The sequence below is a fragment of the Microbacterium sp. CH-015 genome (assembly GCF_049707015.1).
In the GTDB taxonomy this organism is placed as follows: Bacteria; Actinomycetota; Actinomycetes; order Actinomycetales; family Microbacteriaceae; genus Microbacterium; species Microbacterium aurum.
This window is the reverse complement of sequence record NZ_JBNAFJ010000002.1, coordinates 14,726-38,449: the sequence shown is the minus strand read 5'-3', so window position 1 is coordinate 38,449 and position 23,724 is coordinate 14,726. Positions and strand designations below refer to the sequence as shown.

The following is a 23,724-nucleotide window of genomic DNA, read 5'->3' as shown; positions in this document are numbered from 1 at the left end:
CGGCAGTGAAGCACAGGCGCGAGGGCGGCGTCGAGCGCGGCGTGCGAGCCGTTGCGGTCGCAGCTGTGCAGACCCCTACACTGGCGCTGTATCCATCGGTTCGTCGCTGACGCAGTGTCGAGCGCCGAACCCCTACGATCGGAGCATGAGCGCCGTGGCCGAGAACACCGAGACCCCGTGGTTCACGCAGGATGCCGGGGAGGTGGTCGCTGCACTGTCGAGCGACCGCGATGCCGGGCTGACCGATGCCGAGGCGCAGCGCCGTCTGGCCGAGCACGGACCCAACGCGATCGCCGCCGAGCCCGCGCCCTCGGTGTGGCAGGTGGCGCTGCGGCAGGTCGCCGACCCGATGAACGTCATGCTGATCGCGGTGGCGGTGATCAGCCTCTTCATCAACCAGCTGAGCGTCGGCATCCTGGTCGGCGCGCTCGTCGTGCTCAACGTCGTGCTCGGTGCGCGGCAGGAGCTCAAGGCCAAGGCATCCGTCGACGCGCTCGCGAAGATGCAGATCCCGCAGGCGAAGGTCATCCGCGGGGGCACGCGCGTGCAGGTGGATGCCACGACGCTTGTGCCGGGAGACATCGTCGCCCTTGAGGCGGGCGATGTCGTGCCCGCCGACGGGCGCATCCTGCGGTCGGCGACCCTCGAGACGCAGGAGGCCGCGCTCACGGGGGAGAGCGCGCCGATCGCGAAGGACGCCGGCACGATCGCCGACGCCGAGACGACCCTCGGCGACCGCGCGAACATGGTGTTCCAGAACACGCAGGTCACCCGCGGGACGGCGATCGTCGTGATCACCGACACCGGCATGACCACGCAGATGGGCCGGATCGCCTCGATGCTGTCGGCGGTCAAGCCGGCGAAGTCGCCCCTGCAGCGCGAGCTCGACTCGCTGACCGGCGTGCTCGGGTGGATCGCCTGGGGTGCCGTCGCGATCATCATCATCGCGGGGCTGCTGCGTGGGCAGGAGATCGCCTCGGTGATCCTGCTCGGTATCTCGATGGCGATCTCGGCGATCCCGACCGGCATGCCCTCGTTCGTGCAGGCGATGCTCTCGTTCGGCTCGCGTCAGCTCGCCGAGCACAAGGCGGTCGTGAAGAACCTCACCGACGTCGAGACGCTTGGCGCGACGAGCGCGATCAACTCCGACAAGACCGGCACGCTCACGATGAACGAGATGACCGTCGAATCGATGTACGCGGCGGGCGAGTGGTTCACGGTGGCGGGTTCGGGCTACGAGAAGTCGGGCGAGATCCGCCGCGCAGCGGGCACTCCGAACCCCGACTTCACGCAGCTCGCCCTCGCGCTGACGCTGTGCAACGACTCGACCGTGTCGGATGACGGCGTCGTCGTGGGCGACCCGACGGAGGCGGCTCTGGTCGTGCTCGCCGCGAAGATGGGGGCGGATGCCGAGCTGACCCGCGCGCAGTATCCGCGCCTCGCCGAAGTGCCGTTCGACTCCGCGTACAAGTTCATGGCGACCTACCACGAGCTTCCCGGCGCGGACGGTGGCCGGCTGGTCTCTGTCGTCAAGGGCGGCCCCGACGTCGTGCTCGAGCGCTGCGGGTCGGTGTACACGGCCGACGGACCCGCGCCCATCGCCGCGCAGCGGCAGGCGGTGCTTGACGCGAACCGTGAGCTGTCGGAGCAGGGCCTGCGAGTGCTGGCGATCGCCTTCCGTCGCTTCGCGCCGGGCGCCGAAGTCCCGGCCGACCCGATGGCGGAGGTGACCGACCTCACGCTCGTCGGGCTCGTCGGCATCATCGACCCGCTGCGCCCGTCGTCGAAGGAGGCCGTGCGGATCGCCCGCGAGGCGGGCATCGAGGTGCGGATGATCACCGGCGACCACGCCATCACGGCCGCCGCGATCGGCGCGAAGCTGGGGCTCGGCGACGGGGCCGCGAGTGGCGCCGACATCCAGGCGATGACCGACGACGAGCTGAAGGCGAAGCTGCCGCACCTGCACGTGTTCGGTCGCGTGACGCCCGAGGACAAGCTGCGGCTCGCCCGGCTGATGCAGGAGCAGGGCGCGGTCGTCGCGATGACCGGCGACGCCGTCAACGATGCCGCCGCCCTCAAGCAGGCCGACATCGGCGTCGCGATGGGGTCGGGCAGCGAGGTGACGAAGCAGGCCGGCAAGATGATCCTCGTCGACGACAACTTCGGCACCCTCGTGACGGCGGTGCGGCTGGGGCGCGTCATCTACGACAAGATCGTCAGCTACGTCCGCTACCAGATGTCGCAGCTGTTCTCGCTCGTGCTGCTGTTCCTCGTGGCGAGCCTGTTCAACATCAACGACGGCATGCCGCTCACGCCGATCATGGTGCTGTTCCTCAACTTCTTCATCACGATCTTCCCGGTGATCGCGATCCTGCTCGACCCCGCGCCGGAGGGCATCATGTCCCTGCCGCCACGTGACCCGAAGAAGACGATCGCGAACGGCGGCGCCGTGACCCTGTGGTTCCTGTACGGCGGGGCGATCTTCCTCACATCGCTGCTGCCGCTGCTGATCTGGCCGGAGCAGGCCAGTTCGACCGAGCCCAATGTGCCGGTCACGATGGTGTTCGTGATCGCCGCGTTCGGGTCGATCTTCAGTGGCCTCGTGATGCGTCGGGACCCCCAGTCGGGCCTGGCCGCACCCATCCTGGTGGCGGTCAAGTGGCTGTCGATCCCTCTCGCGCTGACCATCGCCGCCGTGGAGATCGGGTTCCTGCAGCGGCTCGTCGGCACGACGTCGCTCGACGGCCCGCAGTGGCTCATCTGCCTCGGCCTCGCGCTGATCGTGCCCCTCTTCGTCGAAGGCGAGAAGGCGGTGCGGCGGCGCCGGCTCGCGAAAGCGGGCGGGCGATGACGGAGGACGGCGCGTCCGAGCCGAACTGGCGTGTGCACCAGGTCCTCCTGACCGAAGAGGCGATCTACGGGCTCATCCTCGTTTCGGGGATGATCGTCGTCAGCGGGCAGTCCGGCACCGCGTCGATCGAGGTGCTCGTCACCGTCATCGTCACCGTCGCGGTGTTCTATGCGGCGCACGTGTATGCGGGCGCCGTCGCGCGGCTCGCCGCGGTCGGGCGCACGGGGCATCTGCGGCACGCCCTCGCGCATGCGGCCCGCCAGTCGTCGGGGCTGCTCGTCGCCGCGGTCGTGCCGGTCGTCATCCTGGCCCTCGGCACGACTCACGTCATTCCGGACACCACCGCGAACTGGGCGGCGCTCGTCGTCAATACGGTCATGCTCGCCGTCCTCGGCTGGATCGCCATCTCGCGGTGGAGTGAGAGCTGGGCCGCACGCATCGTGGGATCGGTCGTCGCGGCATCCTTCGGCGTCGTGCTGATCCTGCTGAAGGCCTTCGTCACGCACTGAGCGAGGTGCGTGCGATGGCGATGTGGAGGGGATGACGGGAATCGAACCCGCGCCGTCAGTTTGGAAGACTGAAGCTCTACCATTGAGCTACATCCCCGCAGCCGCGCTGACGCGGTGCCTCGAAGAGTCTACAAGGTCGCGTCGGCTAGACTGACCAACGGCCGTTTTTCGGCGCTCGCTCGCGTGCGCGCCCGGGGCGTAGCTCAGCTTGGTAGAGCGCCCGCTTTGGGAGCGGGAGGCCGCAGGTTCAAATCCTGTCGCCCCGACGATCGGCCCCCTGAACACCACGACACCCAGAACCACGGCCGCGCGCCCGCGCGACCGGACACGAGGAGAACGAACAGGCATGGTCACCAGCACCGTCGAGACGCTGAGCCCCACCCGGGTGAAGCTGCACATCTCGGTCACCCCCGACGAGCTCAAGCCCGCCATCGCGCACGCCTACGAGCACATCGCGCAGGACATCCAGATCCCCGGCTTCCGCAAGGGCAAGGTCCCCGCGCCGATCATCGACCAGCGCGTCGGCCGCGGCGCCGTCATCGAGCACGCCGTCAGCGAGGGCCTCGACGGGTTCTACCGCGAGGCTGTGCAGGCGAACGAGGTGCGCACCGTGGGTCGCCCCTCGGCCGAGGTCGTCGACTGGCCGAGCGACAAGGACTTCTCCGGCGACCTCAAGGTCGAGGTCGAGGTCGACGTGCGCCCCGAGTTCGAGCTTCCGGCCCTCGACACCGTGACCGTCGAGATCGACGCCGTCGAGACCGACGAGGCCGCCGTGGATGCCGAGCTCGACCGCCTCCGCGGCCGCTTCGGCACGCTCGTGACGGTCGACCGCCCCGCCGCCAAGGGTGACTTCGTCGAGCTGAACCTCGTCGCCACGATCGACGGCGCCGAGATCGACCGCGCCGAGGGCGTGTCGTACGAGGTCGGCTCGGGCGAACTGCTCGAGGGCATCGACGAGGCCGTCGACTCGCTCACCGCCGGTGAGGACACCACCTTCCGCTCGACCCTCGTGGGCGGCGACAACGCCGGTCAGGAGGCCGAGGTCTCCGTCACCGTCGTCGCCGTCAAGGAGCGCGAGCTGCCCGAGGCCGACGACGACTTCGCCCAGATGGCGAGCGAGTTCGACACGATCGGCGAGCTCCGTGAGAGCCTCGTCGCCCGCGTCGGCGAGCAGGCCGTCTTCACGCAGGGCGCCGCAGCGCGCGACAAGCTGGTCGACGCGCTCATCGCTGCGACCGACATCCCCGTGCCGGCTCAGCTCGTCGAAGACGAGGTGCACCAGCACCTCGAGGGCGAAGGGCGCCTGGAGGACGACGTGCACCGCGCGGAGGTCACCGAGGCGAGCGAGAAGCAGTTCCGCACGCAGATGATCCTCGACAAGCTCGCCGAGGCGCACGAGGTGCAGGTCTCGCAGGAAGAGCTCACGCAGTACCTCATCCAGTCGGCCGCGCAGTACGGCATGGCCCCGCAGGAGTTCGTCGACGCGCTGCAGCAGGGCAACCAGCTGCCGATGATGGTCGGCGAGGTCGCCCGCAACAAGGCGCTCGCGATCGCCCTCGGCAAGGTCACCGTCGTCGACACGAACGGCGCGTCGGTCGACCTCACCGGCTTCGCCGCCGTCGACGACGAGGACGAGGCCGCCGACGAGGCTGCGGCCGAGGAGAAGCCCGCCGCGAAGAAGCCGGCCGCGAAGAAGCCGGCCGCGAAGAAGCCGGCCGCGAAGAAGCCGGCCGCGAAGAAGGATGCCGAGGAGGCGCCCGCCGAGGACGCCCCCGCGAAGAAGGCGCCCGCGCGCAAGCCCGCCGCCAAGAAGGCTCCGGCGAAGAAGGCCGACGCCGAGTAAGCCCGGCTCAGCGAAGGGTCCGGATGCCTCGGCATCCGGACCCTTCGTCGTTCCCGGGCGGCGCGGCCGACACGGCGCTCCGCCGACGGCGAACACGGCCGGGGTGCCGTGCGCGGCTGGGTAGATTCGATGGCGAACGGTAACCCGGAATCAGGAGCATCCATGGCTGAACCACTTCTCGCCACGAGCGTCTTCGACAGACTGCTGAAAGACCGCATCATCTGGCTCGGGTCGGAGGTGCGCGACGAGAACGCCAACGAGATCTGCGCCAAGATCCTGCTGCTCGCCGCCGAAGACTCCGAGCGCGACATCTACCTCTACATCAACTCTCCCGGCGGCTCGATCACGGCCGGCATGGCGATCTACGACACGATGCAGTTCGTGCCGAACGACATCGTCACGGTCGGCATCGGCATGGCCGCCTCGATGGGGCAGCTGCTGCTGACAGCGGGCACGAAGGGCAAGCGCTACATCACGCCGAACGCCCGCGTGCTGCTGCACCAGCCGCACGGCGGCTTCGGCGGCACCTCGAGCGACATCCAGACGCAGGCGCAGCTCATCCTCGACATGAAGCGTCGCCTCGCCGAGATCACCGCCGCGCAGACCGGCAAGTCGGTCGAGCAGGTCAACGCCGACGGTGACCGCGACCGCTGGTTCACGGCCGACGAGGCGCTCGCCTACGGCTTCGTCGACCACATCCGCGAGTCGGCGACCGACGTCATCGGCGGCGGCGGCACCGACGCGACCGCCACGAACTGACCCGAAGGAGCACAACGAATGAACACCCCCGCCTTCGGCATCCCGCAGCACTCCGGCATCCAGATGCCGTCCAGCCGCTACATCCTGCCGCAGTTCGAAGAGCGCACGGCGTACGGCTACAAGCGTCAGGACCCGTACAACAAGCTGTTCGAGGACCGCGTCATCTTCCTCGGCGTGCAGGTCGACGACGCCTCGGCCGACGATGTCATGGCCCAGCTGCTCGTGCTCGAGTCGCAGGACCCCGACCGCGACATCATCATGTACATCAACTCGCCCGGCGGCTCGTTCACGGCCATGACCGCGATCTACGACACGATGCAGTACGTCTCGCCGCAGATCCAGACGGTCGTACTCGGACAGGCGGCGTCGGCGGCGTCCGTGCTGCTCGCGGCCGGCGCGCCCGGCAAGCGTCTCGCGCTGCCGAACGCCCGCATCCTGATCCACCAGCCCGCCGTCGGCGAGGCCGGGCACGGTCAGGCGTCCGACATCGAGATCCAGGCGGCCGAGATCCTGCGCATGCGCACGTGGCTCGAGGAGACGATGGCCCGTCACACCAACCGCACGCAGGAGCAGGTCAACAAGGACATCGACCGCGACAAGATCCTGTCGGCGACCGAGGCTCTCGAGTACGGCATCGTCGACCAGGTGCTGACCTCGCGCAAGCGTCAGCCCGCCGCGATCACGTCCTGAGCGTGCCCTCCCGCGAAGTCCCGCCGCGCACCGTTGACCCGGGCGGCGGGACTTCGTCGTTGCACACGATCTCCGCATCGGCGTCGCAATCCGCCGGGATGTCCCGGACAGCGGTTAGGCTCGAACCGCACCTGAGAGTTCTCTGAAGGAGGAGCACCATGGCTCGAATCGGTGAGAGCGCCGACCTGTTCAAGTGCTCCTTCTGCGGCAAGAGCCAGAAGCAGGTCCAGCAACTCATCGCAGGCCCCGGCGTCTACATCTGCGATGAGTGCGTGGAGCTGTGCAACGAGATCATCGAAGAGCGGATGGCCGAGTCCGGCGACGGCGTCGTGGCCGACTTCGACCTCCCGAAGCCCCGCGAGATCTACGCGTTCCTCGAGGAGTACGTGGTGGGGCAGGATGCCGCCAAGAAGGCGCTCTCGGTCGCCGTCTACAACCACTACAAGCGCGTCCGCGCCCACGGCACCCTGCAGAGCGCCGAGCAGCGCGCCGACGAGGTCGAGATCGCCAAGAGCAACATCCTGCTGCTCGGCCCGACCGGCTGCGGCAAGACCTATCTCGCGCAGACGCTCGCCAAGCGCCTGAACGTCCCGTTCGCGGTCGCCGACGCCACCGCCCTCACCGAGGCCGGGTACGTCGGCGAGGACGTCGAGAACATCCTGCTGAAGCTGCTGCAGGCCGCCGACTTCGACGTCAAGCGGGCCGAGACGGGCATCATCTACATCGACGAGGTCGACAAGATCGCCCGCAAGGCCGAGAACCCATCGATCACGCGCGACGTGTCGGGTGAGGGCGTGCAGCAGGCGCTGCTGAAGATCCTGGAGGGCACGGTCGCCTCCGTGCCGCCGCAGGGCGGCCGCAAGCATCCGCATCAGGAGTTCATCCAGATCGACACGACGAACGTGCTCTTCATCGTCGCGGGCGCTTTCGCGGGTCTCGAGGACATCATCTCTTCGCGCGTGGGCAAGCATGGCGTCGGTTTCGGCGCCCCGCTGCAGGAGAAGGGCAAGGAGCTCGACCTCTTCAGCGAGGTGCGCCCCGAGGACCTCCACAAGTTCGGTCTCATCCCGGAGTTCATCGGCCGTCTGCCGGTCGTCACCTCGGTCGCGCCGCTCGATCAGGAAGCGCTCATCGAGATCCTGACCGGTCCGAAGAACGCGTTCGTGAAGCAGTACCAGCGCATGTTCGAGCTCGACGGCGCTGAGTTGGAGTTCGAGGACGAGGCGCTGCGCGCCATCGCCGACCTGGCCGTCGCCCGCAAGACCGGCGCCCGAGGTCTCCGCGCGATCCTCGAGGATGTGCTCGGCCCGATCATGTTCGATATCCCGTCGACCGACGATGTCGCGAAGGTCATCGTGACGCGCGCGTCGGTGACGGAGGGCGCGCCGCCCACCCTCGTGCTGGAGCGCAAGCGCAAGAGCGCCTGAGGCGTGTGGGCGCCGGTTCGTAGGATGCCGGCATGAACCGATTCCTCTTCGACACCGCCACGACCCTCAACGGCTGGATCGCCGACGAGCAGAACTCGCTCGATTGGCTGTTCGCCGTGGAAGGCGGCGCCGAGCCCGACGCCTCACTCGTGCCGCAGAACGCGACGGTGCTCGTGGAGGGCGCCACGACGTATCAGTGGGTCCTCGAGCACGAGGACATCCTCGCGCACCCCGAGAAGTGGCGGAACTTCCACGGCGATCGGCCGACGTTCGTGTTCACGACGCGGGCGTTGCCCGTCCCGGAGGGCGCGGATGTCCGGTTCGTGTCCGGCGCGGTCACCGACGCCCTCCCCGCCATCCGGTCAGCCGCCGGAGACGGCGACGTGTGGATTGTCGGCGGGGGAGAGCTCGCCGGCCAGTTCCTCGATGCCGGCGCGCTCGACGAGATCGCCGTCTCGATCGCGCCGGTTCTGCTGAACGGGGGAGCACCGCTCCTGCCGCGGCGGCTGGAGTCGAACCGGCTCCGTCTGCTGTCGGCATCCGCCGCCGGCCAGTTCGCGCGTCTGTGTTACGAGGTCACGGCAGCCCCTACGCGCTGACCCATGCTGCTCACCGGACGAGAAGTGGGCGCAGATCGTCGCTTCCCGCGCGCGCAGCGACCAGTTGCGCCCACATCCTGTCAGGCGTCGAGGCCGCGGCGCTTCAGCAGTGGGGCGATGTCGGCATCGCGTCCGCGGAAGTCGCGGTAGGCCTCGAGCGGATCCTTCGAGCCGCCGACGCCGAGGAGGCGCTGGCGGAACCGGTCGCCGTTCTCGCGGGTGAGGCCGCCGTTCTCGCGGAACCACTCGACGGTGTCGGCGTCGAGCACCTCGCTCCAGATGTACGAGTAATAGCCGGCGCTGTAGCCGCCCGAGAACACGTGCGCGAAGTAGGTCGACGAGTACCGCGTCGGCACCGTCGGGTTGTCGAGTCCGATGTCGGCGAGGGCCGCGGCTTCGAAGGCCGCGACGTCGGTGACCTCGGCGGCCGCGTGCGCGTCCAGCGCGTGCCAGGCCTGATCGATCCAGGATGCCGCGAGGTACTCGCTCGTCGCGAAGCCCTGGTTGAACGCCTCCGACGCATGCAGCTTGTCGACGACCTCCTGCGGCAGCGGCTCACCCGTCTCGCGATGACGGGCGTACGCGGCGAGGACCTCGGGCCACAGGATCCACATCTCGTTGACCTGGCTGGGGAACTCCACGAAGTCGCGGAACACCGCCGTCCCCGCGAAGCGGGGGTAGGTGACGGTCGCGAACAGTCCGTGCAGGGCGTGGCCGAACTCGTGGAACAGCGTCGTCACCTCGTCGAGGGTGAGCAGAGTCGGCTGTCCGGCCGCGGGCTTCGGGACGTTCAGGTTGTTCACGACGATCGGCAGGGTTCCCCGCAGTCGCGACTGCGACACGATCGAGTTCATCCACGCGCCGCCGCGCTTCGTGTCGCGTGTGTACAGATCGAGGATGAACAGACCCTGCGGCGATCCGTCGGCATTGTGCACCTCGAACACGCGCGCGTCGGGGTGGTACGCCGGCAGGTCCTCCCGCTCGGTGAACGTGATCCCGTAGAGCGCGGTCGCGGCGCGGAAGACGCCGTCCTGCAGGACGCGCTCCGCCTCGAACCAGGGGCGCAGCGCTGTGCGATCCAGGTCGTACTCCGCCGCGCGCACCTTCTCGGTGTAGAACGCCCAGTCGTGGGCCTCGAGGGCGAAGGGCGCCGCCTCGGCATCCACGATCCGCTGCAGCGCCTCCTGCTCGGCGCGCGCGTTGCGGGCCGCCGGCACGGCGAGCCGGCGCAGCAGCGCGTGCACTGCTTCGGGCGAACCCGCGGTCTCGTCGCTCGTGACATACGCCGCGTGGCTGTCGTACCCGAGCAGCGCCGCGCGCTCGGCCCGCAGCCGGACCATCTCGCGGAGGACCTCGCGGTTGTCGTGCTCGTTACCGCGAGAACCGCGACTGCGTGAGGCTTCCATCAGCCGTCGTCGGCTCTCGCGATTGGTGAGACTCGACAGATACGGATGCCCGGTGAACAGCGTCAGCGTGACGACATAGCGGCCATCCAGCCCTCGATCGGTGGCGTTCTGCGCCGCCGCCGACAGCTCGCCCTCGGTCAGTCCGTCGAGTTCGGCCGCGTCGTCGAACACGACCGCGAGGTCGTTGGTGTCGGCGAGCAGATTCTTCTCGAAGGTCGTGGTCAGCACCGAGAGTCGCTGGTTCAGTTCTGTGAGCTGCTGCTTCTGTGCGTCATCGAGCCCGGCGCCGGCGTGCGTCATCTCGCGGAAGTGACGCTCGACGAGATAGCGCTGCTCGGGCTCGAGCGCGAGGTCGTCGAGCCGGTCGTGCAGCGTCTTGACGCGCCCGTACAGCTGACCGTCGAGCTGCACGGCGTCCTGATGAGCGGCCATGAGCGGCGCGAGAGCCTCGTCGATCTCCTGGATCTGTGCCGTCGCATCCGCCGAGGACACCGTGTAGAAGGTGCGCGCGACGCGTCCCAGCAGATCCCCGGACCGCTCCAGCGCGACCATCGTGTTCTCGAACGTCGGCATCGAGCGCACCCGGGTGATGTTCTCGATCTCGCGCCGATGCTCCGCGAACGCCGCTTCGAAGGCCGGGAGATAGTGCTCCGGACGGATCTGCCGGTAGTCCGGCAGGCCGTAGGGGAGCGTGCTCTCGAGGAGAAGGGGGTTCGTCGCGGCATCCGTCATGGATCCACCCTAGAGTCCGCGGTTGGCGTGAACCACAAAGGTATGTTTGCAAAACAAGCAAGGCAAAGGTATCTTTGCATCATGGCCGAACAGCAGATGCGCGAACTGGACACCGCGGCGCTGCGTGCGCTCGGGCACCCGCTGCGGGTGCGGATCTTCGACATCCTCAGCCGCGAGGGCGCCCAGACCTCGAGCAGCCTGTCGGAAATGACGGGGGAGTCCAGCGGCTCGACGAGCTACCACCTCCGCATCCTCGCCCGCGCCCACCTCATCGAAGAGGACACCACCCGCGGCAACGCCCGCGAACGCTGGTGGATGCTGCCGCGGGGACGGGTGCTGGTGGGGAGCGAGGAGACCTCGGCAACCCCCGCGGGGCTCGCCGCCACCCAGTTGGCGCTCACCGAGCTCTACCGTCAGCGCGGCGAGTGGTTCGTGCGGACCCTCCAGGAGCGGCTGGCGCGCCCGAGCGAGCAGTGGGATGCGCACCTGACGTTCGCCAACCTGTCCCTCACGGTGCCGCAGTACGAGCAGCTCGCTCAGCGACTGCAGGCGATCATCGACGAGGTCGCCGAGGACACCCGCGACCAGGACGACGAAGAGGCGGTGCGCTACAGCGTTCGCCTCGACATCCTGCCCTCCCAGAACCCTCCGCGCGCGCGGGATGCCCGCTGATGGCCGCCATCGCGACCCCGCCGGTACGCCTGACGCTCGCGGACCGGGTCGCCCTGCGCATTGCGGTGGCGCTGGAGGTCGGGGTCATCGAGCGCATCGAGCGCCGCCGATTCCGTAACGACTGCCGACGTGCGCGCGTCGCCGAGTCGGCGTGGGATCAGTGCGCGATGCGCGCGCACCTTCTCGGCATCCGCCGCTGAGGATCAGCCGAACTCGTCCTCGTCGTCGTGACGGACGACGACCTCGCCCGAGGCGCTCGCCTCCACGATGACGCCGGTGTCGAGTTCGGCGATCGGCCGCCCCTCGAGGAACGTCAGCGTCCACCGCGGGCGCGGCTGACCGAGGTCGTCCCGCGGCATCGCCCGGTCGACGGCCGCGATCTGCGGGCGCAACACGGCCGGTACCGCCGCAGGCGGCTCGTCACCGCTCGTCCAGCGTGTACCGAGCTGCATGTCAGGCCTCCTCGGTGGCGAGTTCGACGGCGTCGACGGCGAGAGCGTCGCCGCCACCGATGAGTTCCAGTTCGGCGATGCGCCCGACGGCCTTGAGGTCACCCTCGGCTGACCGCAGCGCGGCGATCGTCGCGTCGTCGGCGCGCAGCACGAGGCGGGCGACCGGCGTCTTCTGCGAGGCCTTCGCCTCGGTCTTCGCGCGACGGATGCCGATGAGCGCGGCGGATGCCGCGGCGAGCACCGCGGGGTCGCCCGCGATCTCGAGCGGCTCAGGCCATGCGGTGGTGTGGATGGACCCGTCCTCGAACCACGACCAGGCCTCCTCCGTTGCGAAGGCGAGGACGGGGGCGAGCAGACGCAGCAGCGTCGACAGCGCGAGACGCAGGGCGAGTGCGGCGGAGGCCTGCCCGGCGTCGGTCTGGTTGTAGGCGCGCTCCTTGACGAGCTCGAGATAGTCGTCGCAGAAGGTCCAGAAGAACGCCTCGGTGACCTCCAGTGCGCGGGCGTGGTCGTAGGCCTCGAAGGCCTTCGTCGCGTCGCGCACCACCTGATCGAGGGTCGCGAGCATCGCGGCATCCAGCGCGTGCGTCACGTGGGCACCCGCGGGCACCGGGAACGACAGCACGAACTTCGCGGCGTTGAGCACCTTGATCGCGAGACGCCGGCCGATCTTCACCTGCGTCGGGTTCTGCGGATCGAAGGCGGCGTCGGCGCCCAGGCGGCTCGATGCGGACCAGTACCGCACCGCGTCGGTGCCGTGGGCCTCGAGGATGTCGGCGGGCGTGACGACGTTGCCCTTCGACTTCGACATCTTCTTGCGGTCGGGGTCGACGATGAAGCCGCTGATCGCGGCATCCGTCCACGGCGCGCGGCCGTCTTCGAGAGCCGAGCGCACCATCGTGGAGAACAGCCACGTGCGGATGATGTCCTGGCCCTGCGGGCGCAGGTCGAACGGCGCGACGAGGTTCCACAGCTCCTCGTCGCGCTGCCAGCCGCCGGCCAGCTGCGGCGTGAGGGACGAGGTCGCCCAGGTGTCGAAGATGTCCTTCTCGCCCTCGAAGCCGCCCGGGACGCCGCGCTGGTCCTCGGTGTAGCCCGCGGGCGCGTCGGTCGTCGGGTCGACCGGCAGCGCGGCCACGTCGGCGGTGATCACCTCGCCGTCGATGCGCTCTCCGTTCTCGTCGAGCGGGTACCAGACCGGAATCGGCACGCCGAAGAAGCGCTGGCGCGAGATGAGCCAGTCGCCCGTCAGGCCGTTCGTCCAGTTCTCGTAGCGCACCCGCATGAAGTCGGGGTGCCAATCCATGCCGCGGCCGAGCGCGATGAGCTTGTCGCGCAGGGCCTCATCGCGGGCGCCGTTGCGCAGGTACCACTGCCGCGTCGAGACGATCTCGAGAGCCCGGTCGCCCTTCTCGTAGAACTTCACCGGGTGGCTGAAGGGCTTCGACACCTCGAGCAGCTCACCGGAGGCCTCCAGCAGCTCGACCATCTTCTTCTTCGCGCTGAACACCGTCAGGCCCGCGATCTCGGCGTAGGCGGCCTTCGCGGCATCCGTCACGAGCACCTCAGGGGCGTCGGCGACGATGCGGCCGTCCTGCCCGAGGATCGTGCGGTTGGGGAGGTCGAGCTCGCGCCACCAGATGATGTCGGTCACGTCGCCGAACGTGCAGATCATCGCGATGCCCGAGCCCTTGTCTTGCTGCGCGAGGTGATGCGCGAGCACGGGCACCTCGACGTCGAAGATCGGGGTGCGCACGGTCGTGCCGAAGTGGGGCTGGTAGCGCTCGTCGTCGGGGTTCGCGACGAGGGCGACGCACGCCGCGAGCAGCTCGGGCCGCGTCGTCTCGATGTGGATGTCACCCGATCCGTCGGTCTTGTGGAACGCGATGCGGTGGTAGCTGGCCTGCTGCTCGCGGTCCTCGAGCTCGGCCTGCGCGATCGCCGAGCGGAAGTCGATGTCCCACAGCGTCGGCGCGAGCGACTGGTAGGCCTCACCCCGCTCGAGGTTGCGGAGGAACGCGAGCTGGCTCGTGCGGATGGTCTCGTCGGAGATCGTGCGGTAGGTCTGCGTCCAGTCGACGGAGAGCCCCAGCTGGCGGAAGACCGCCTCGAATGCCTTCTCGTCCTCGAGCGTCAGCTCTTCGCACAGCTCGATGAAGTTGCGGCGACTGATCGGCACCTGATCGGCGGGCTTGAGGCTCTTGGCATCCCCGTGGAACGGCGGGGTGAAGTCGGGGTCGTACGGCAGGGCGGTGTCGCAGCGCACGCCGTAGAAGTTCTGCACGCGGCGCTCGGTCGGAAGCCCGTTGTCGTCCCAGCCCATCGGGTAGAACACGGTCTTGCCGCGCATGCGCTCGAAGCGCGTCTTCACGTCGGTGTGCGTGTAGCTGAAGACGTGGCCGATGTGGAGGCTCCCGGATGCCGTCGGCGGGGGAGTGTCGACGGAGAAGACCCCCGCACGACCCTTCGCCTTGGCGGCGTCGCGGTCGAACAGGTACGTTCCGGCCGCGCTCCACGCGGCATCCCACTTCTGCTCGAGGCCTTCCAGCGCGGGCTTGTCGGGAATGGTCGTCGACATGGTGGTCTCCTCGAGCGATATAGGCGGCACTGTGTGAGCGTGCCTGAGTGTGGGTTGTGGGCCCATTCTACCGGGGAGCGCCGCCGCAGGCACCCGGGGGCGCTGCCCGAGTCGGATGCCGCGCAGCGCGGATGCCGCGGAGATGGCGGATTCCGAGGAGCAGAAGCCGGCATCCGCTCCTCGGTATCGGGTTTTCTCCTCGGAATCCGCGCCGACCATCGCCTCCTCCACAGGACGCCTTCGTGCCGAATTGTCCACGGATGCCGGGGCGGGCGCCCTACGGCGGCGCCCCGAGTCCCAGGCTGGCACGCATAACAGTTACGGAATCGGTGCGGCGTGCCGGCGGGATCGTGCGTCTGCGGACTTTGCGTCACCACGGCTGGAGCGAGCGGGCCGTGCGGCGCGCCGTCGATGCCAGGGAGCTGGTGCGGCCACGGAAGGGCTGGGTGGCGCTCCCCGGCGCCGATCCGCTGCTGCTGTCGGCCACGCGCGCGGGGGTGGTCATCTCGTGCGTGACACGCGCCCAACGGATGGGCCTGTGGGTGCTGGACGCGCCGGACCGGCCGCACGTGGCCGCGCCGCCGTGCTCGAGCACTGTCCACATCGGCACCGATGCGGCGACGGGCGAGCCGAAGGCGGTCGTGCACTGGGCGCAGCCGATCGTGCCGCGGCATCCCGATGCGGTGGAGGACACGATCGAGAACACGCTCGCACTCGTGGCCGGCTGTGTGCCGTTCGAGGAGGCGCTCGCGGTCTGGGAGTCGGCGCTCGACAAGCGCCTGGTCACCCTGCCGGAGCTGCGGCGCCTGCCCTTCCGCGGTCGCGCGCAGGAGATCCTGGAGCAGGCATCGCCGTACTCCGGCTCGGGGCTCGAGTCGTTCATCCCGCCCCGACTGGCGTGGTTGCGGGTGCCGATCACACCGCAGGTGTGGCTGGCGGGGCACCGGGTCGACTTTCTCATCGGCGACCGACTCGTCCTGCAGATCGACGGCGGCACCCACGTCGGCGCGCAGCGCGACAGCGACATCCGCCACGACGCGCAGCTCATGCTCCTCGGCTATCACGTGATCCGGGTCGGCTACGACCAGGTCGTGAACCGCTGGCACGAGGTGCAGTCGCTCGTGCAGCGCGCGATCGCGCAAGGCCTTCACCTGGTGCGGTGAGCGCCGCGCTTCTCGACGCGAGGGGACGGGCGGATGCCGCGGAGATGGCGGATTCCGAGGAGCAGAAGCCGGCATCCGCTCCTCGGAATCCGCCTTTCTCCTCGGAATCGGCCGAACGACAGACGCCTACGCCGTCGGCACCGGCGCCGGCACGCGGCGGTCCCACGCGACCCGATCCAGCGCGAACGCGAGGTGCGGCATGTCGACACCGCGGTAGTGCGTCGTGAAGGTGCGGCGGACCGTCATGCCGAGTCGGATGGCGACGTTCATGGAGGCGACGTTGGTCGAACGGACCTTCGCGTAGAGGTCGTCGATCGCCAGGTGCTCGAAGGCCCAGTCCCGACATGCGGCGGCTGCTTCGAGCGCGTAGCCCCGATGCCAGTGCGCCCGCTGGAACAGGTAGCCGACCTCGGTCACCTCGTCGTCGTCGATGCGCTGCAGCGTGATGCCGCACTGGCCGATCATCTCCCCGCTCGCGCGCAGCACCACCGCCCACAGCCCGAAACCGTCGCGCGCGTACCGGTCGCGCTGCCGCTGCAGCCACTCCTCGACCTCACCCGCGCTGAACGCGCCCTCGTAGGCGACCATGGCGACGGGATCGGTGAGAATCGCCGCCAGGGCAGGCAGGTCGGCCTCGCTCATCTCACGCAGATCGAGCCGCGCGGTCGCGATCGTCACGGGGCGATCCGGATGCCGAGGGCGTGCGCGAACGACGCCGCGTGCAGCTCGCTCTGCCGCGGAGACAGCCACGCACCCGCGAGACCCCGCGGATCGGTGAAGGACAGCGCCTCCAGCCCCGTGAGGTCGACATCCGTCGACCGGAGCCCCCGCGTATCGACCTCGTCGGCACGCGCGTCGTCGAACCGCACCCGCGTCAGCCGCGCCTCGGGCACGTCGAGGGTTCCGATCTCGCACCCCACGATCCGGACATCGCCCAGCGCCGCGGACGGGAGGGAGAGGTAGTCGATGCGGACGCTGCGGAGGGTCACGCCGTCCCACCCGGCGCGCAACGCGTCGAGCGTTCCGATGCGGCCGCCCTCGACGACCACATTGCGCCACGTCCCGTCGCGGCTGACGAGCTCCACAGCGCGCAGGTCGGTCACCACGACGTCGGTCAGCGTCGCTCCGGTGAGGTCGAGACGGCCGACGGATGCCGCGGCCAGCCGCGACTCGGCGATGCGTCCGTGTGCGGCATCCGTGTCCCCGGCGTCCAGCGCGACCTGCGCCCCGACGACGTCGGCGCGCGGCGCGAGTCCGGTGTGCTCCTCCAGGCGCGGCGGGAGGTCGGGCGTGTGATCGCGCGGCGGCGTGGGGGCGGTGGTGCGGCGAGCCATGTGCTTCAGCGTAGGCCCGCGTATGATGGACGCATCGGCATCGATCCGGCCATCACCGGGGAGCTCGCGGAAGAACAGCACGACCCCGGCACGCGCGGGGCGGCGCTCATTAGAACCGCGCGGGGCAGGCCCGTCACAGCCGCAGAGTGAGTGGCCCGAGGTCTCCGACCGACGGCAAGCGGGGTGGTACCGCGGTCGCACGGCGATCGTCCTCGCAGGAAGCGCTGCAAGACGCACGAGCACCTGCTGGAGTGACATGACCTACCCTCGCCCTTCGACAAGCTCCTTCGGGGCCGCCGCGGACACCGCCGCCGCAGACGCCGCAGCCGCCGACCGCGGCGCACTGGTGCCGAGCCCGCGGTTCCCCGACATCGAGCGCGACGTGCTCGACTTCTGGGCCCGCGACGACACCTTCCGCGCGTCGATCGCCCAGCGCGAGGGCGCCGAGGAATGGGTCTTCTACGACGGCCCGCCGTTCGCCAACGGCCTGCCGCACTACGGGCATCTGCTCACCGGCTACGCGAAGGACCTCTTCCCGCGGTTCCAGACCATGCGCGGCAAGAAGGTCGACCGCGTGTTCGGCTGGGACACCCACGGCCTGCCCGCAGAGCTCGAGGCCATGAAGCAGCTCGGCATCACCGAGAAGAGCGAGATCGAGGCCATGGGGCTCGCGGCGTTCAACGCCAAAGCCCGCGAGTCGGTGCTCGAGTACACCCAGCAGTGGCAGGACTACGTCACCCGTCAGGCCCGCTGGGTCGACTTCGAGCGCGGCTACAAGACGCTCGACGTCGGCTTCATGGAGTCGGTCCTCTGGGCCTTCAAGGAGCTGTGGGACAAGGGGCTCGCCTACGAGGGCTACCGCGTCCTGCCGTACTGCTGGCGTGACGAGACCCCGCTGTCCAACCACGAGCTGCGCATGGACGACGACGTCTACAAGATGCGCCAGGACCCGTCGGTCACCGTCACCTTCCCCCTCGTCGGCGCGAAGGCCGAGGCCCTCGGGCTCACCGGCGTGCGTGCGCTCGCCTGGACGACGACCCCCTGGACGCTTCCGACGAACCTCGCCCTCGCGGTGGGTCCGGACATCACCTACGTCGTCGTCCCGGGCGGTCCCCGTGGCGCGGCGGATGTTCTGCAGGATGCCGAGGAGGCCACCGCCCACCGGTACCTGCTCGCCGCCGAGCTGCTCGCCGGCTACGCGAAGGACCTCGGCTACGAGAACCCCGCCGACGCCGCCGACGCCGTCGAGCGCACGATCTCGGGCGCCGAGCTGGCCGACGTGCAGTACGACCGGCTCTTCGACTACTACGCGGATGCCGAGGTGTGGGGCACGGGTCGCGCGTGGCGCATCCTCGTCGATGACTACGTCACGACCAGCGACGGCACCGGCATCGTGCACCAGGCGCCCGCCTACGGTGAGGACGACCAGCGCGTGACCGAGGCCGCCGGCATCCCCCTCATCATGAGCCTCGACGACGGCGGAAAGTTCCTGCCGCAGGTCACCGACGTCGCCGGTCAGCTGTGGATGGACGCCAACCGCCCGCTCATCCGACTGCTCAAGGCCGAGGGGCGCCTGTTGCGCGAGGCCTCCTACGAGCACTCCTACCCGCACTGCTGGCGTTGCCGGAACCCCCTCATCTACAAGGCCGTCTCGAGCTGGTTCGTGCGCGTGACGGCGATCAAAGACCGCCTGGTCGAGCTGAACGAGCAGATCACCTGGGCGCCCGAGAACGTCAAGCACGGCCAGTTCGGCAAGTGGCTCGAGGGCGCCCGGGACTGGTCGATCAGCCGCAACCGGTTCTGGGGGTCGCCGATCCCGGTGTGGCGCAGCGACGATCCGGAGCACCCGCGCATCGACGTCTACGGCTCGCTGGCCGACCTCGAACGCGACTTCGGGCGCCTGCCGCGCAACGAGTCCGGCGAGGTCGACCTGCACCGTCCGTACATCGATGAACTGACGCGGCCGAACCCCGACGACCCGTCGGGACGGTCCACCATGCGTCGCATCGAGGACGTCTTCGACGTCTGGTTCGACTCCGGGTCGATGCCGTACGCGCAGGTGCACTACCCGTTCGAGAACCGGGAGTGGTTCGACGAGCACGCGCCGGCCGACTTCATCGTCGAGTACATCGGTCAGACCCGCGGCTGGTTCTACGTCATGCACGTCCTCTCCGGTGCGCTGTTCGACCGTCCCGCCTTCACCGGGGTCGCCTGCCACGGCATCGTGCTCGGCAGCGACGGCCAGAAGATGAGCAAGTCGCTGCGGAACTATCCCGACGTGAGCGAGGTGTTCGACCGCGACGGCTCCGACGCGATGCGCTGGTTCCTCATGGCGTCGTCGGTGCTCCGCGGCGGCAACCTCATCGTGACGGAGGAGGGCATCCGTGCGGGCGTGCGGGAGTTCCTGCTGCCGCTGTGGAACGCGTGGTACTTCTTCGCCACCTATGCGAACGCGGCGTCCGCCGGCGACGCGGCCCCGCCCGGCACCGGCTACACCGCGCGCTGGCGCACCGATTCGACGAACGTCCTCGACCGCTACATCCTCGCTCTGACGGGCGACCTCGTCCGTGACGTCGCCGCCGAGCTCGAGGTGCTCGACTCGACGACCGCCGCCGCGAAGCTCCGCGACTTCGCCGAGGCTCTGACCAACTGGTACATCCGCCGCTCCCGCGATCGGTTCTGGGTCGGCGTCGTCCCCGGCGACGAGAGCACCACCGAGGCCTTCGACACCCTGTACACGGTGCTCGAGACGCTCACGCGCGTCGCTGCGCCGCTGCTGCCGCTGGTCACCGAGCGCGTCTGGCAGGGCCTGACCGGCGGGCGCAGCGTGCACCTGGAGGACTGGCCGGATGCCGACGCGTTCCCCGCGGCGGCCGATATCCGCGCCGCGATGGACACCGTCCGCGAGGTCTCGAGTGTCGCGAACGCCCTCCGCAAGAAGGAGGGCAAGCGCGTGCGCCTGCCGCTGCCGGCGCTCACCGTCGCCGTGACCGATGCCGCCGCGCTCTCGCAGTTCGAGGACATCGTGCGCGACGAGCTCAACGTGAAGTCGGTGCAGGTCATCGAGCTGACGGAGGGGCTCGCCGAGCAGTACGGCATCAGTCAGCGCCTCGCGGTCAACGCCCGCGCGGCCGGGCCGCGGCTGGGCAAGCAGGTGCAGCACGTCATCGCGGGCGCCAAAGCGGGCGTGTGGTCGGTCGTGGACGGCGTCGTGATCGTCGACGGCGTCGCGCTCGAGCCGTCGGAGTACGAGCTGACGCTCGAGGCGGGAGGCGTCGCGGAGGGCACCGCGATCTCGCTGCTGTCCGGCGGCGGCTTCGTCCTACTGGATACCACGACGACACCCGAACTCGAGGCCGAGGGCCTCGCGCGCGATGTCATCCGCGCCGTGCAGGAGAGCCGGCGCGCGGCCGGGTTCGATGTCAGCGATCGCATCCGCCTGCAGCTGCTGTTCGCCGATGCGCAGGATGCCGCGGCCGTCGCCTCGGCGTTCACCGCCGCCGACGTCGCGGGGGAGACCCTCGCGGTCGAGTACGCCGTCGTCGCCCCCGAGCGCACGGTGCTGGTCGGCGAAGGGTCGGTCCTGGCGGGCGCCGAGACGATCGACGCCGAGTACACGGCATCCGTCGCTGCGGGCGCCTACGCCAACGTCGGAGAAGTGACCATCGCGGTGACCCGCGTGGGGAGGACCTCATGAGCGACCGCAACCGTGCCGATGCCGTCTACGCCGCGCTGCTGACACGGCAGGGCGAGCAGTGGGTGCAGCCCCGGGTGGAGCGCGCCCGTCGGGTGCTGGAGCTGCTGGACGACCCGCAGCGCAGCTACCGGGTCATCCACGTCACCGGCACGAACGGCAAGACCTCGACGAGTCGCATCATCGAGTCGATCGTGCGTGCCCACGGCCTGCGCACGGGCCTGTTCACGAGCCCGCACCTGGAGCGCTTCACGGAGCGGGTCATGATCGACGGCGAGCCCATCGACGACGGTCTGATCGCCGACGCCTGGGAGGAGATCGCGCCGTTCGTCGACCTCGTCGACGCCGAGCTCGCCGCGAAGGGCGACGCGCCGCTGACCTTCTTCGAGCTGCTCACCGTGCTCGCCTTCGTCGCGTTCGCCGACGCTCCGGTGGATGTCGCGGTCATCGAGGTGGGCATGGGCGGTGCGTGGGACTCCACGAACACCGCCGACGGCGACGTCGCGGTGTTCGCGCCGATCGACATCGACCACGCCGACAAGCTCGGCGGCACGATCGCCGAGATCGCGACCGTGAAGTCCGGGATCATCAAGGACGGTGCCGCCGTCGTCTCCGCGCAGCAGGATGCCGCGGCCCTGCGCGTGCTGGAGACGGCCGCCGCGGCCCGCCGCGCGAGCCTCGCGGTCGAGGGCGAGGGCTTCGGGCTCACCGCGCAGCGCCTCGCCGTCGGCGGGCAGCAGCTGAGTGTGCAGGGTCTCGCGGGCACGTACGAGGACCTGTATCTGCCGCTGTACGGCGCACATCAAGGCCACAACGCCGCTCTCGCCATCGCCGCGGTCGAATCCCTCATCGGCGGGGGCACCCAGCCGCTGACCGGCGACGTCCTCACCGAGGGGCTCGCCCAGGTGACCTCGCCCGGCCGCCTGCAGCTCGTCGGCGTCGCGCCGACCGTGCTCGTCGACAGTGCCCATAATCCGCACGGCGCGCGCGCTCTCGTGGCGGCGCTGGGTGACTCGTTCGACTTCGATGAATGGGGAATCGTGTTCGGCGCCTTCGGCGACAAGGACACCGCCGGCATCGTGTCGACGCTGGCGCCGGCGGCGACCCAGGTCTTCGTCACCGCGCCGGACTCCGACCGTGCCGCCGACCCCGACCGTCTCGCCGACCTCGTCGAGGCGGCCGGCATCCCCGTCACGGTGCACCGTGACCTCGCTGACGCCGCGGAGGCGGCGCGGGAGTGGGCCGCGGCATCCGATCGTCGTGCCGTGGTCATCGCCGGGAGCGTCGTCCTCGCCGGTGAGGCCGTGCAGCTCGCGGCGGCGGAGGACTGGAAGGACGGGTGGCAGGGATGAGCGCACCGGATCCGTCGGGCACGCCGGCGCCCGGGAGGGCGCGACGGGCGCGCGGTGCGGAGGAGTCGCTCGCGCAGATCGTCCTCGGCTTCGAGTCGGTCATCGTCTTCTTGGGCGGCCTCGCCGCGTACGGCCTGGGCGCGCTCCCCGATGCCGTGCCGCAGTGGTGGGGCATCGTCGCCGGCTCGATCCTGGCGCTCCTCATGATCGCCACGACCGGCCTCGTCCGGTACCGGTGGGGAATCGCCCTCGGCTGGGCGTGGCAGCTCGTCGTGGTCCTCGGCGCCTTCCTCGTACCCGCCCTCGCCCTCGTGGGGCTCATTTTCGGCGCGATGTACGCGTATGCGACGATCAAGGGCGGCGCCTTGGACCGCCGCAACGCGCAGCGCGCTCAGACGACCTCACCGCCCGCAACGAACGGAGACTGACATGCCCACCGAAGAGACTCTCGTCCTGGTCAAGCCCGACGGTGTGGCGCGCGGCCTCACCGGCGCGATCCTGGCGCGCATCGAGGCGAAGGGCTACGCCCTGGTCGACATCAAGCTCGTCGATCCCGACCGCGACCTGCTCGAGCAGCACTACGCCGAGCACGCCGGCAAGCCCTTCTACGAGCCGCTGCTGGAGTTCATGCTCTCCGGTCCGTCGGTGGCCATCCGCCTCGCCGGCAACCGCGTGATCGAAGGTTTCCGGTCGCTCGCCGGGACGACCGACCCCACGACGGCCGCGCCCGGCACGATCCGCGGCGACTTCGGCCGTGACTGGGGAGTGAAGGTGCAGCAGAACCTCGTCCACGGCAGCGACAGCCCCGAGTCCGCGGCGCGCGAGCTGGACATCTGGTTCTGATCCTCAGCGCGCGCCACGTGAGCGCACCGGGCGTCAGAAGATGCCGGGCGCGTCAGAAGATGACGTCGATGAGCTGGGGGATCGCGTCGAGGCGCAGCTGCGCGAGCAGCAGCACGACGGCGTAGGTGACGAACGCCATGAGCGGCACCCAGGCCGCGAGCGCGGCACCGGCTGCACGGACGCGCGGCGCGTCGGACACGACGCCCGAGCGGACGAGGTGCACGGCGACGGCGTAGAACGTCGGGATCGTGACGAGCCAGGTCACCATGCACCACGGGCACAGCGTGCCGAGCACGTAGATGCTCTGACTGATGAGCCACAGTACGAAACCGAACGCGAACGTGATCCCCGCGAAGAAAGCCCACCAGAACCAGCGGGCGAACCGCGCTCCGGCCAGGATCGCCGTGCCGACCACGATCGGCGCCACCCAGCCGGTGAGACCGAGGATCGGGTTCGGGAAACCGAACACGCTGCCCTGGGGCGAGTTCAGATTCTCCGTGCACTGCACGACGATGCTGAAGTCGCACGACGCGGCCGTACCCGGGTTCGCATAGGCGTGGAACTTCTCCAGGGTGAGGGCGAACGCCGCGATCCAGCCGATGACCCCCGCGATCACCAGCCACACAGCGAGGGCGACGGGGCGGGCGTTGATCGTGCGCGGGGACATGAGCGCGATTATCCCATCCGCGCCTGTGCCGCCTGTGTCGTCGGGCGGCCTCGGGAGGCGGCCGGGCGACCCGGCTGTGGGGCTTCGCGCATTCCGCGGATGAAAGTGCGATAATGGTCGCCGATGCTCCGCGGCCGCGCCGCGCACGGCATC

20 protein-coding genes and 2 tRNA genes are annotated in these 23,724 nt (G+C 69.7%); 15 read left to right on the top strand and 7 right to left on the bottom strand.

What is annotated here, in order from left to right:
* The first annotated feature begins 145 nt into the window (after positions 1-145).
* Positions 146-2,851 (top strand): cation-translocating P-type ATPase, encoded by a 2,706-nt coding sequence (locus ACPYN4_RS04930; RefSeq protein ID WP_281653221.1) that lies wholly within the window; start codon positions 146-148, stop codon positions 2,849-2,851.
* Complete coding sequence (locus tag ACPYN4_RS04925) at positions 2,848-3,360, top strand: hypothetical protein (protein WP_239280747.1); 513 nt, start codon at positions 2,848-2,850, stop codon at positions 3,358-3,360. The genes ACPYN4_RS04930 and ACPYN4_RS04925 overlap by 4 nt, the downstream gene beginning before the upstream one ends.
* Before the next feature lie 23 nt (positions 3,361-3,383).
* Here the strand turns inward: ACPYN4_RS04925 and ACPYN4_RS04920 are convergent.
* Positions 3,384-3,457, bottom strand: a tRNA-Gly gene (locus ACPYN4_RS04920).
* Between the two features lie 95 nt (positions 3,458-3,552).
* Here ACPYN4_RS04920 and ACPYN4_RS04915 point away from each other — a divergent pair.
* The 6 genes from ACPYN4_RS04915 (at position 3,553) to ACPYN4_RS04890 (ending at position 8,678) form a co-directional block, all read left to right on the top strand.
* Positions 3,553-3,626, top strand: a tRNA-Pro gene (locus tag ACPYN4_RS04915).
* 80 nt (positions 3,627-3,706) lie between these two features.
* The gene (gene tig / locus ACPYN4_RS04910; RefSeq protein ID WP_281653220.1) at positions 3,707-5,203 is read left to right on the top strand and encodes a trigger factor; all 1,497 of its coding nucleotides are present in this window, start codon (positions 3,707-3,709) and stop codon (positions 5,201-5,203) included.
* Between the two features lie 162 nt (positions 5,204-5,365).
* Positions 5,366-5,962, top strand: a complete 597-nt coding sequence (locus tag ACPYN4_RS04905) for an ATP-dependent Clp protease proteolytic subunit (RefSeq protein WP_239280749.1) — start codon at positions 5,366-5,368, stop codon at positions 5,960-5,962.
* An 18-nt stretch (positions 5,963-5,980) separates the two neighbouring features.
* A complete protein-coding gene (locus ACPYN4_RS04900) occupies positions 5,981-6,652 on the top strand; it encodes an ATP-dependent Clp protease proteolytic subunit (protein ID WP_281653219.1) in 672 nt (223 codons plus the stop codon).
* A 158-nt stretch (positions 6,653-6,810) separates the two neighbouring features.
* A complete protein-coding gene (gene clpX / locus ACPYN4_RS04895) occupies positions 6,811-8,079 on the top strand; it encodes an ATP-dependent Clp protease ATP-binding subunit ClpX (RefSeq protein WP_281653218.1) in 1,269 nt (422 codons plus the stop codon).
* Positions 8,080-8,111: 32 nt separating this feature from the next.
* Positions 8,112-8,678, top strand: coding sequence for a dihydrofolate reductase family protein (locus ACPYN4_RS04890; protein WP_076690710.1), 567 nt, complete (start codon positions 8,112-8,114; stop codon positions 8,676-8,678).
* An 80-nt stretch (positions 8,679-8,758) separates the two neighbouring features.
* Here the strand turns inward: ACPYN4_RS04890 and ACPYN4_RS04885 are convergent, their stop codons facing one another.
* On the bottom strand, positions 8,759-10,816 hold the full coding sequence (locus ACPYN4_RS04885; protein ID WP_424445773.1) for a M3 family metallopeptidase: 2,058 nt from the start codon (positions 10,814-10,816) through the stop codon (positions 8,759-8,761).
* 81 nt (positions 10,817-10,897) lie between these two features.
* Here ACPYN4_RS04885 and ACPYN4_RS04880 point away from each other — a divergent pair, with 81 nt between their 5' ends.
* Both ACPYN4_RS04880 and ACPYN4_RS04875 read left to right on the top strand, forming a co-directional pair.
* Positions 10,898-11,488, top strand: coding sequence for a helix-turn-helix domain-containing protein (locus tag ACPYN4_RS04880; RefSeq protein ID WP_424445772.1), 591 nt, complete (start codon positions 10,898-10,900; stop codon positions 11,486-11,488).
* Complete coding sequence (locus tag ACPYN4_RS04875; protein ID WP_424445771.1) at positions 11,488-11,688, top strand: hypothetical protein; 201 nt, start codon at positions 11,488-11,490, stop codon at positions 11,686-11,688. The genes ACPYN4_RS04880 and ACPYN4_RS04875 overlap by 1 nt, the downstream gene beginning before the upstream one ends.
* Positions 11,689-11,691: 3 nt before the next feature.
* Here ACPYN4_RS04875 and ACPYN4_RS04870 read toward each other — a convergent pair whose 3' ends face one another.
* A complete protein-coding gene (locus ACPYN4_RS04870; RefSeq protein WP_076690715.1) occupies positions 11,692-11,940 on the bottom strand; it encodes a hypothetical protein in 249 nt (82 codons plus the stop codon).
* A gap of 1 nt (position 11,941) precedes the next feature.
* On the bottom strand, positions 11,942-14,518 hold the full coding sequence (gene valS, locus ACPYN4_RS04865; RefSeq protein ID WP_424445770.1) for a valine--tRNA ligase: 2,577 nt from the start codon (positions 14,516-14,518) through the stop codon (positions 11,942-11,944).
* 395 nt (positions 14,519-14,913) lie between these two features.
* On the opposite strand from valS, the gene ACPYN4_RS04860 reads away from it, so the two are divergent.
* Positions 14,914-15,681: an endonuclease domain-containing protein gene (locus ACPYN4_RS04860; protein ID WP_424445769.1), complete on the top strand. Its 768-nt coding sequence runs from the start codon at positions 14,914-14,916 to the stop codon at positions 15,679-15,681.
* 126 nt (positions 15,682-15,807) lie between these two features.
* Here the strand turns inward: ACPYN4_RS04860 and ACPYN4_RS04855 are convergent, their stop codons facing one another.
* Entirely contained in the window at positions 15,808-16,359 is a 552-nt protein-coding gene (locus tag ACPYN4_RS04855) for a GNAT family N-acetyltransferase (protein ID WP_424445768.1), read from the bottom strand.
* Positions 16,356-17,015 carry a hypothetical protein gene (locus tag ACPYN4_RS04850; RefSeq protein ID WP_424445767.1) on the bottom strand — a complete coding sequence of 220 codons (660 nt, stop codon included), beginning with the start codon at positions 17,013-17,015 and terminating at the stop codon, positions 16,356-16,358. The genes ACPYN4_RS04855 and ACPYN4_RS04850 overlap by 4 nt, the downstream gene beginning before the upstream one ends.
* A gap of 256 nt (positions 17,016-17,271) precedes the next feature.
* Here ACPYN4_RS04850 and ileS point away from each other — a divergent pair, with 256 nt between their 5' ends.
* The 4 genes from ileS to ndk are packed head-to-tail and all read left to right on the top strand — an operon-like array spanning position 17,272 to position 22,904.
* Positions 17,272-20,712: an isoleucine--tRNA ligase gene (gene ileS / locus ACPYN4_RS04845; RefSeq protein WP_424445766.1), complete on the top strand. Its 3,441-nt coding sequence runs from the start codon at positions 17,272-17,274 to the stop codon at positions 20,710-20,712.
* Complete coding sequence (locus ACPYN4_RS04840) at positions 20,709-22,061, top strand: bifunctional folylpolyglutamate synthase/dihydrofolate synthase (RefSeq protein ID WP_424445765.1); 1,353 nt, start codon at positions 20,709-20,711, stop codon at positions 22,059-22,061. The genes ileS and ACPYN4_RS04840 overlap by 4 nt, the downstream gene beginning before the upstream one ends.
* Positions 22,058-22,489, top strand: a complete 432-nt coding sequence (locus tag ACPYN4_RS04835) for a DUF4233 domain-containing protein (RefSeq protein WP_076690720.1) — start codon at positions 22,058-22,060, stop codon at positions 22,487-22,489. Before ACPYN4_RS04840 ends, ACPYN4_RS04835 begins: the two co-directional genes overlap by 4 nt.
* A 1-nt stretch (position 22,490) precedes the next feature.
* Positions 22,491-22,904, top strand: a complete 414-nt coding sequence (gene ndk, locus ACPYN4_RS04830) for a nucleoside-diphosphate kinase (RefSeq protein WP_424445764.1) — start codon at positions 22,491-22,493, stop codon at positions 22,902-22,904.
* Between the two features lie 52 nt (positions 22,905-22,956).
* On the opposite strand, the gene ACPYN4_RS04825 is transcribed toward ndk, so the two are convergent.
* A complete protein-coding gene (locus ACPYN4_RS04825) occupies positions 22,957-23,571 on the bottom strand; it encodes a vitamin K epoxide reductase family protein (protein WP_424445763.1) in 615 nt (204 codons plus the stop codon).
* Between the last annotated feature and the right edge of the window lie 153 nt (positions 23,572-23,724).

Bases quoted from the DNA above. Each gene is read 5' to 3' on its own strand.
- ACPYN4_RS04930 (WP_281653221.1), top strand. From the start codon at position 146: ATGAGCGCCGTGGCCGAGAACACCGAGACCCCGTGGTTCACGCAGGAT.
- ACPYN4_RS04925 (WP_239280747.1), top strand. From the start codon at position 2,848: ATGACGGAGGACGGCGCGTCCGAGCCGAACTGGCGTGTGCACCAGGTC.
- tig (WP_281653220.1), top strand. From the start codon at position 3,707: ATGGTCACCAGCACCGTCGAGACGCTGAGCCCCACCCGGGTGAAGCTG.
- ACPYN4_RS04905 (WP_239280749.1), top strand. From the start codon at position 5,366: ATGGCTGAACCACTTCTCGCCACGAGCGTCTTCGACAGACTGCTGAAA.
- ACPYN4_RS04900 (WP_281653219.1), top strand. From the start codon at position 5,981: ATGAACACCCCCGCCTTCGGCATCCCGCAGCACTCCGGCATCCAGATG.
- clpX (WP_281653218.1), top strand. From the start codon at position 6,811: ATGGCTCGAATCGGTGAGAGCGCCGACCTGTTCAAGTGCTCCTTCTGC.
- ACPYN4_RS04890 (WP_076690710.1), top strand. From the start codon at position 8,112: ATGAACCGATTCCTCTTCGACACCGCCACGACCCTCAACGGCTGGATC.
- ACPYN4_RS04885 (WP_424445773.1), bottom strand. From the start codon at position 10,816: ATGACGGATGCCGCGACGAACCCCCTTCTCCTCGAGAGCACGCTCCCC.
- ACPYN4_RS04880 (WP_424445772.1), top strand. From the start codon at position 10,898: ATGGCCGAACAGCAGATGCGCGAACTGGACACCGCGGCGCTGCGTGCG.
- ACPYN4_RS04875 (WP_424445771.1), top strand. From the start codon at position 11,488: ATGGCCGCCATCGCGACCCCGCCGGTACGCCTGACGCTCGCGGACCGG.
- ACPYN4_RS04870 (WP_076690715.1), bottom strand. From the start codon at position 11,940: ATGCAGCTCGGTACACGCTGGACGAGCGGTGACGAGCCGCCTGCGGCG.
- valS (WP_424445770.1), bottom strand. From the start codon at position 14,518: ATGTCGACGACCATTCCCGACAAGCCCGCGCTGGAAGGCCTCGAGCAG.
- ACPYN4_RS04850 (WP_424445767.1), bottom strand. From the start codon at position 17,015: ATGGCTCGCCGCACCACCGCCCCCACGCCGCCGCGCGATCACACGCCC.
- ileS (WP_424445766.1), top strand. From the start codon at position 17,272: ATGACCTACCCTCGCCCTTCGACAAGCTCCTTCGGGGCCGCCGCGGAC.
- ACPYN4_RS04840 (WP_424445765.1), top strand. From the start codon at position 20,709: ATGAGCGACCGCAACCGTGCCGATGCCGTCTACGCCGCGCTGCTGACA.
- ACPYN4_RS04835 (WP_076690720.1), top strand. From the start codon at position 22,058: ATGAGCGCACCGGATCCGTCGGGCACGCCGGCGCCCGGGAGGGCGCGA.
- ndk (WP_424445764.1), top strand. From the start codon at position 22,491: ATGCCCACCGAAGAGACTCTCGTCCTGGTCAAGCCCGACGGTGTGGCG.
- ACPYN4_RS04825 (WP_424445763.1), bottom strand. From the start codon at position 23,571: ATGTCCCCGCGCACGATCAACGCCCGCCCCGTCGCCCTCGCTGTGTGG.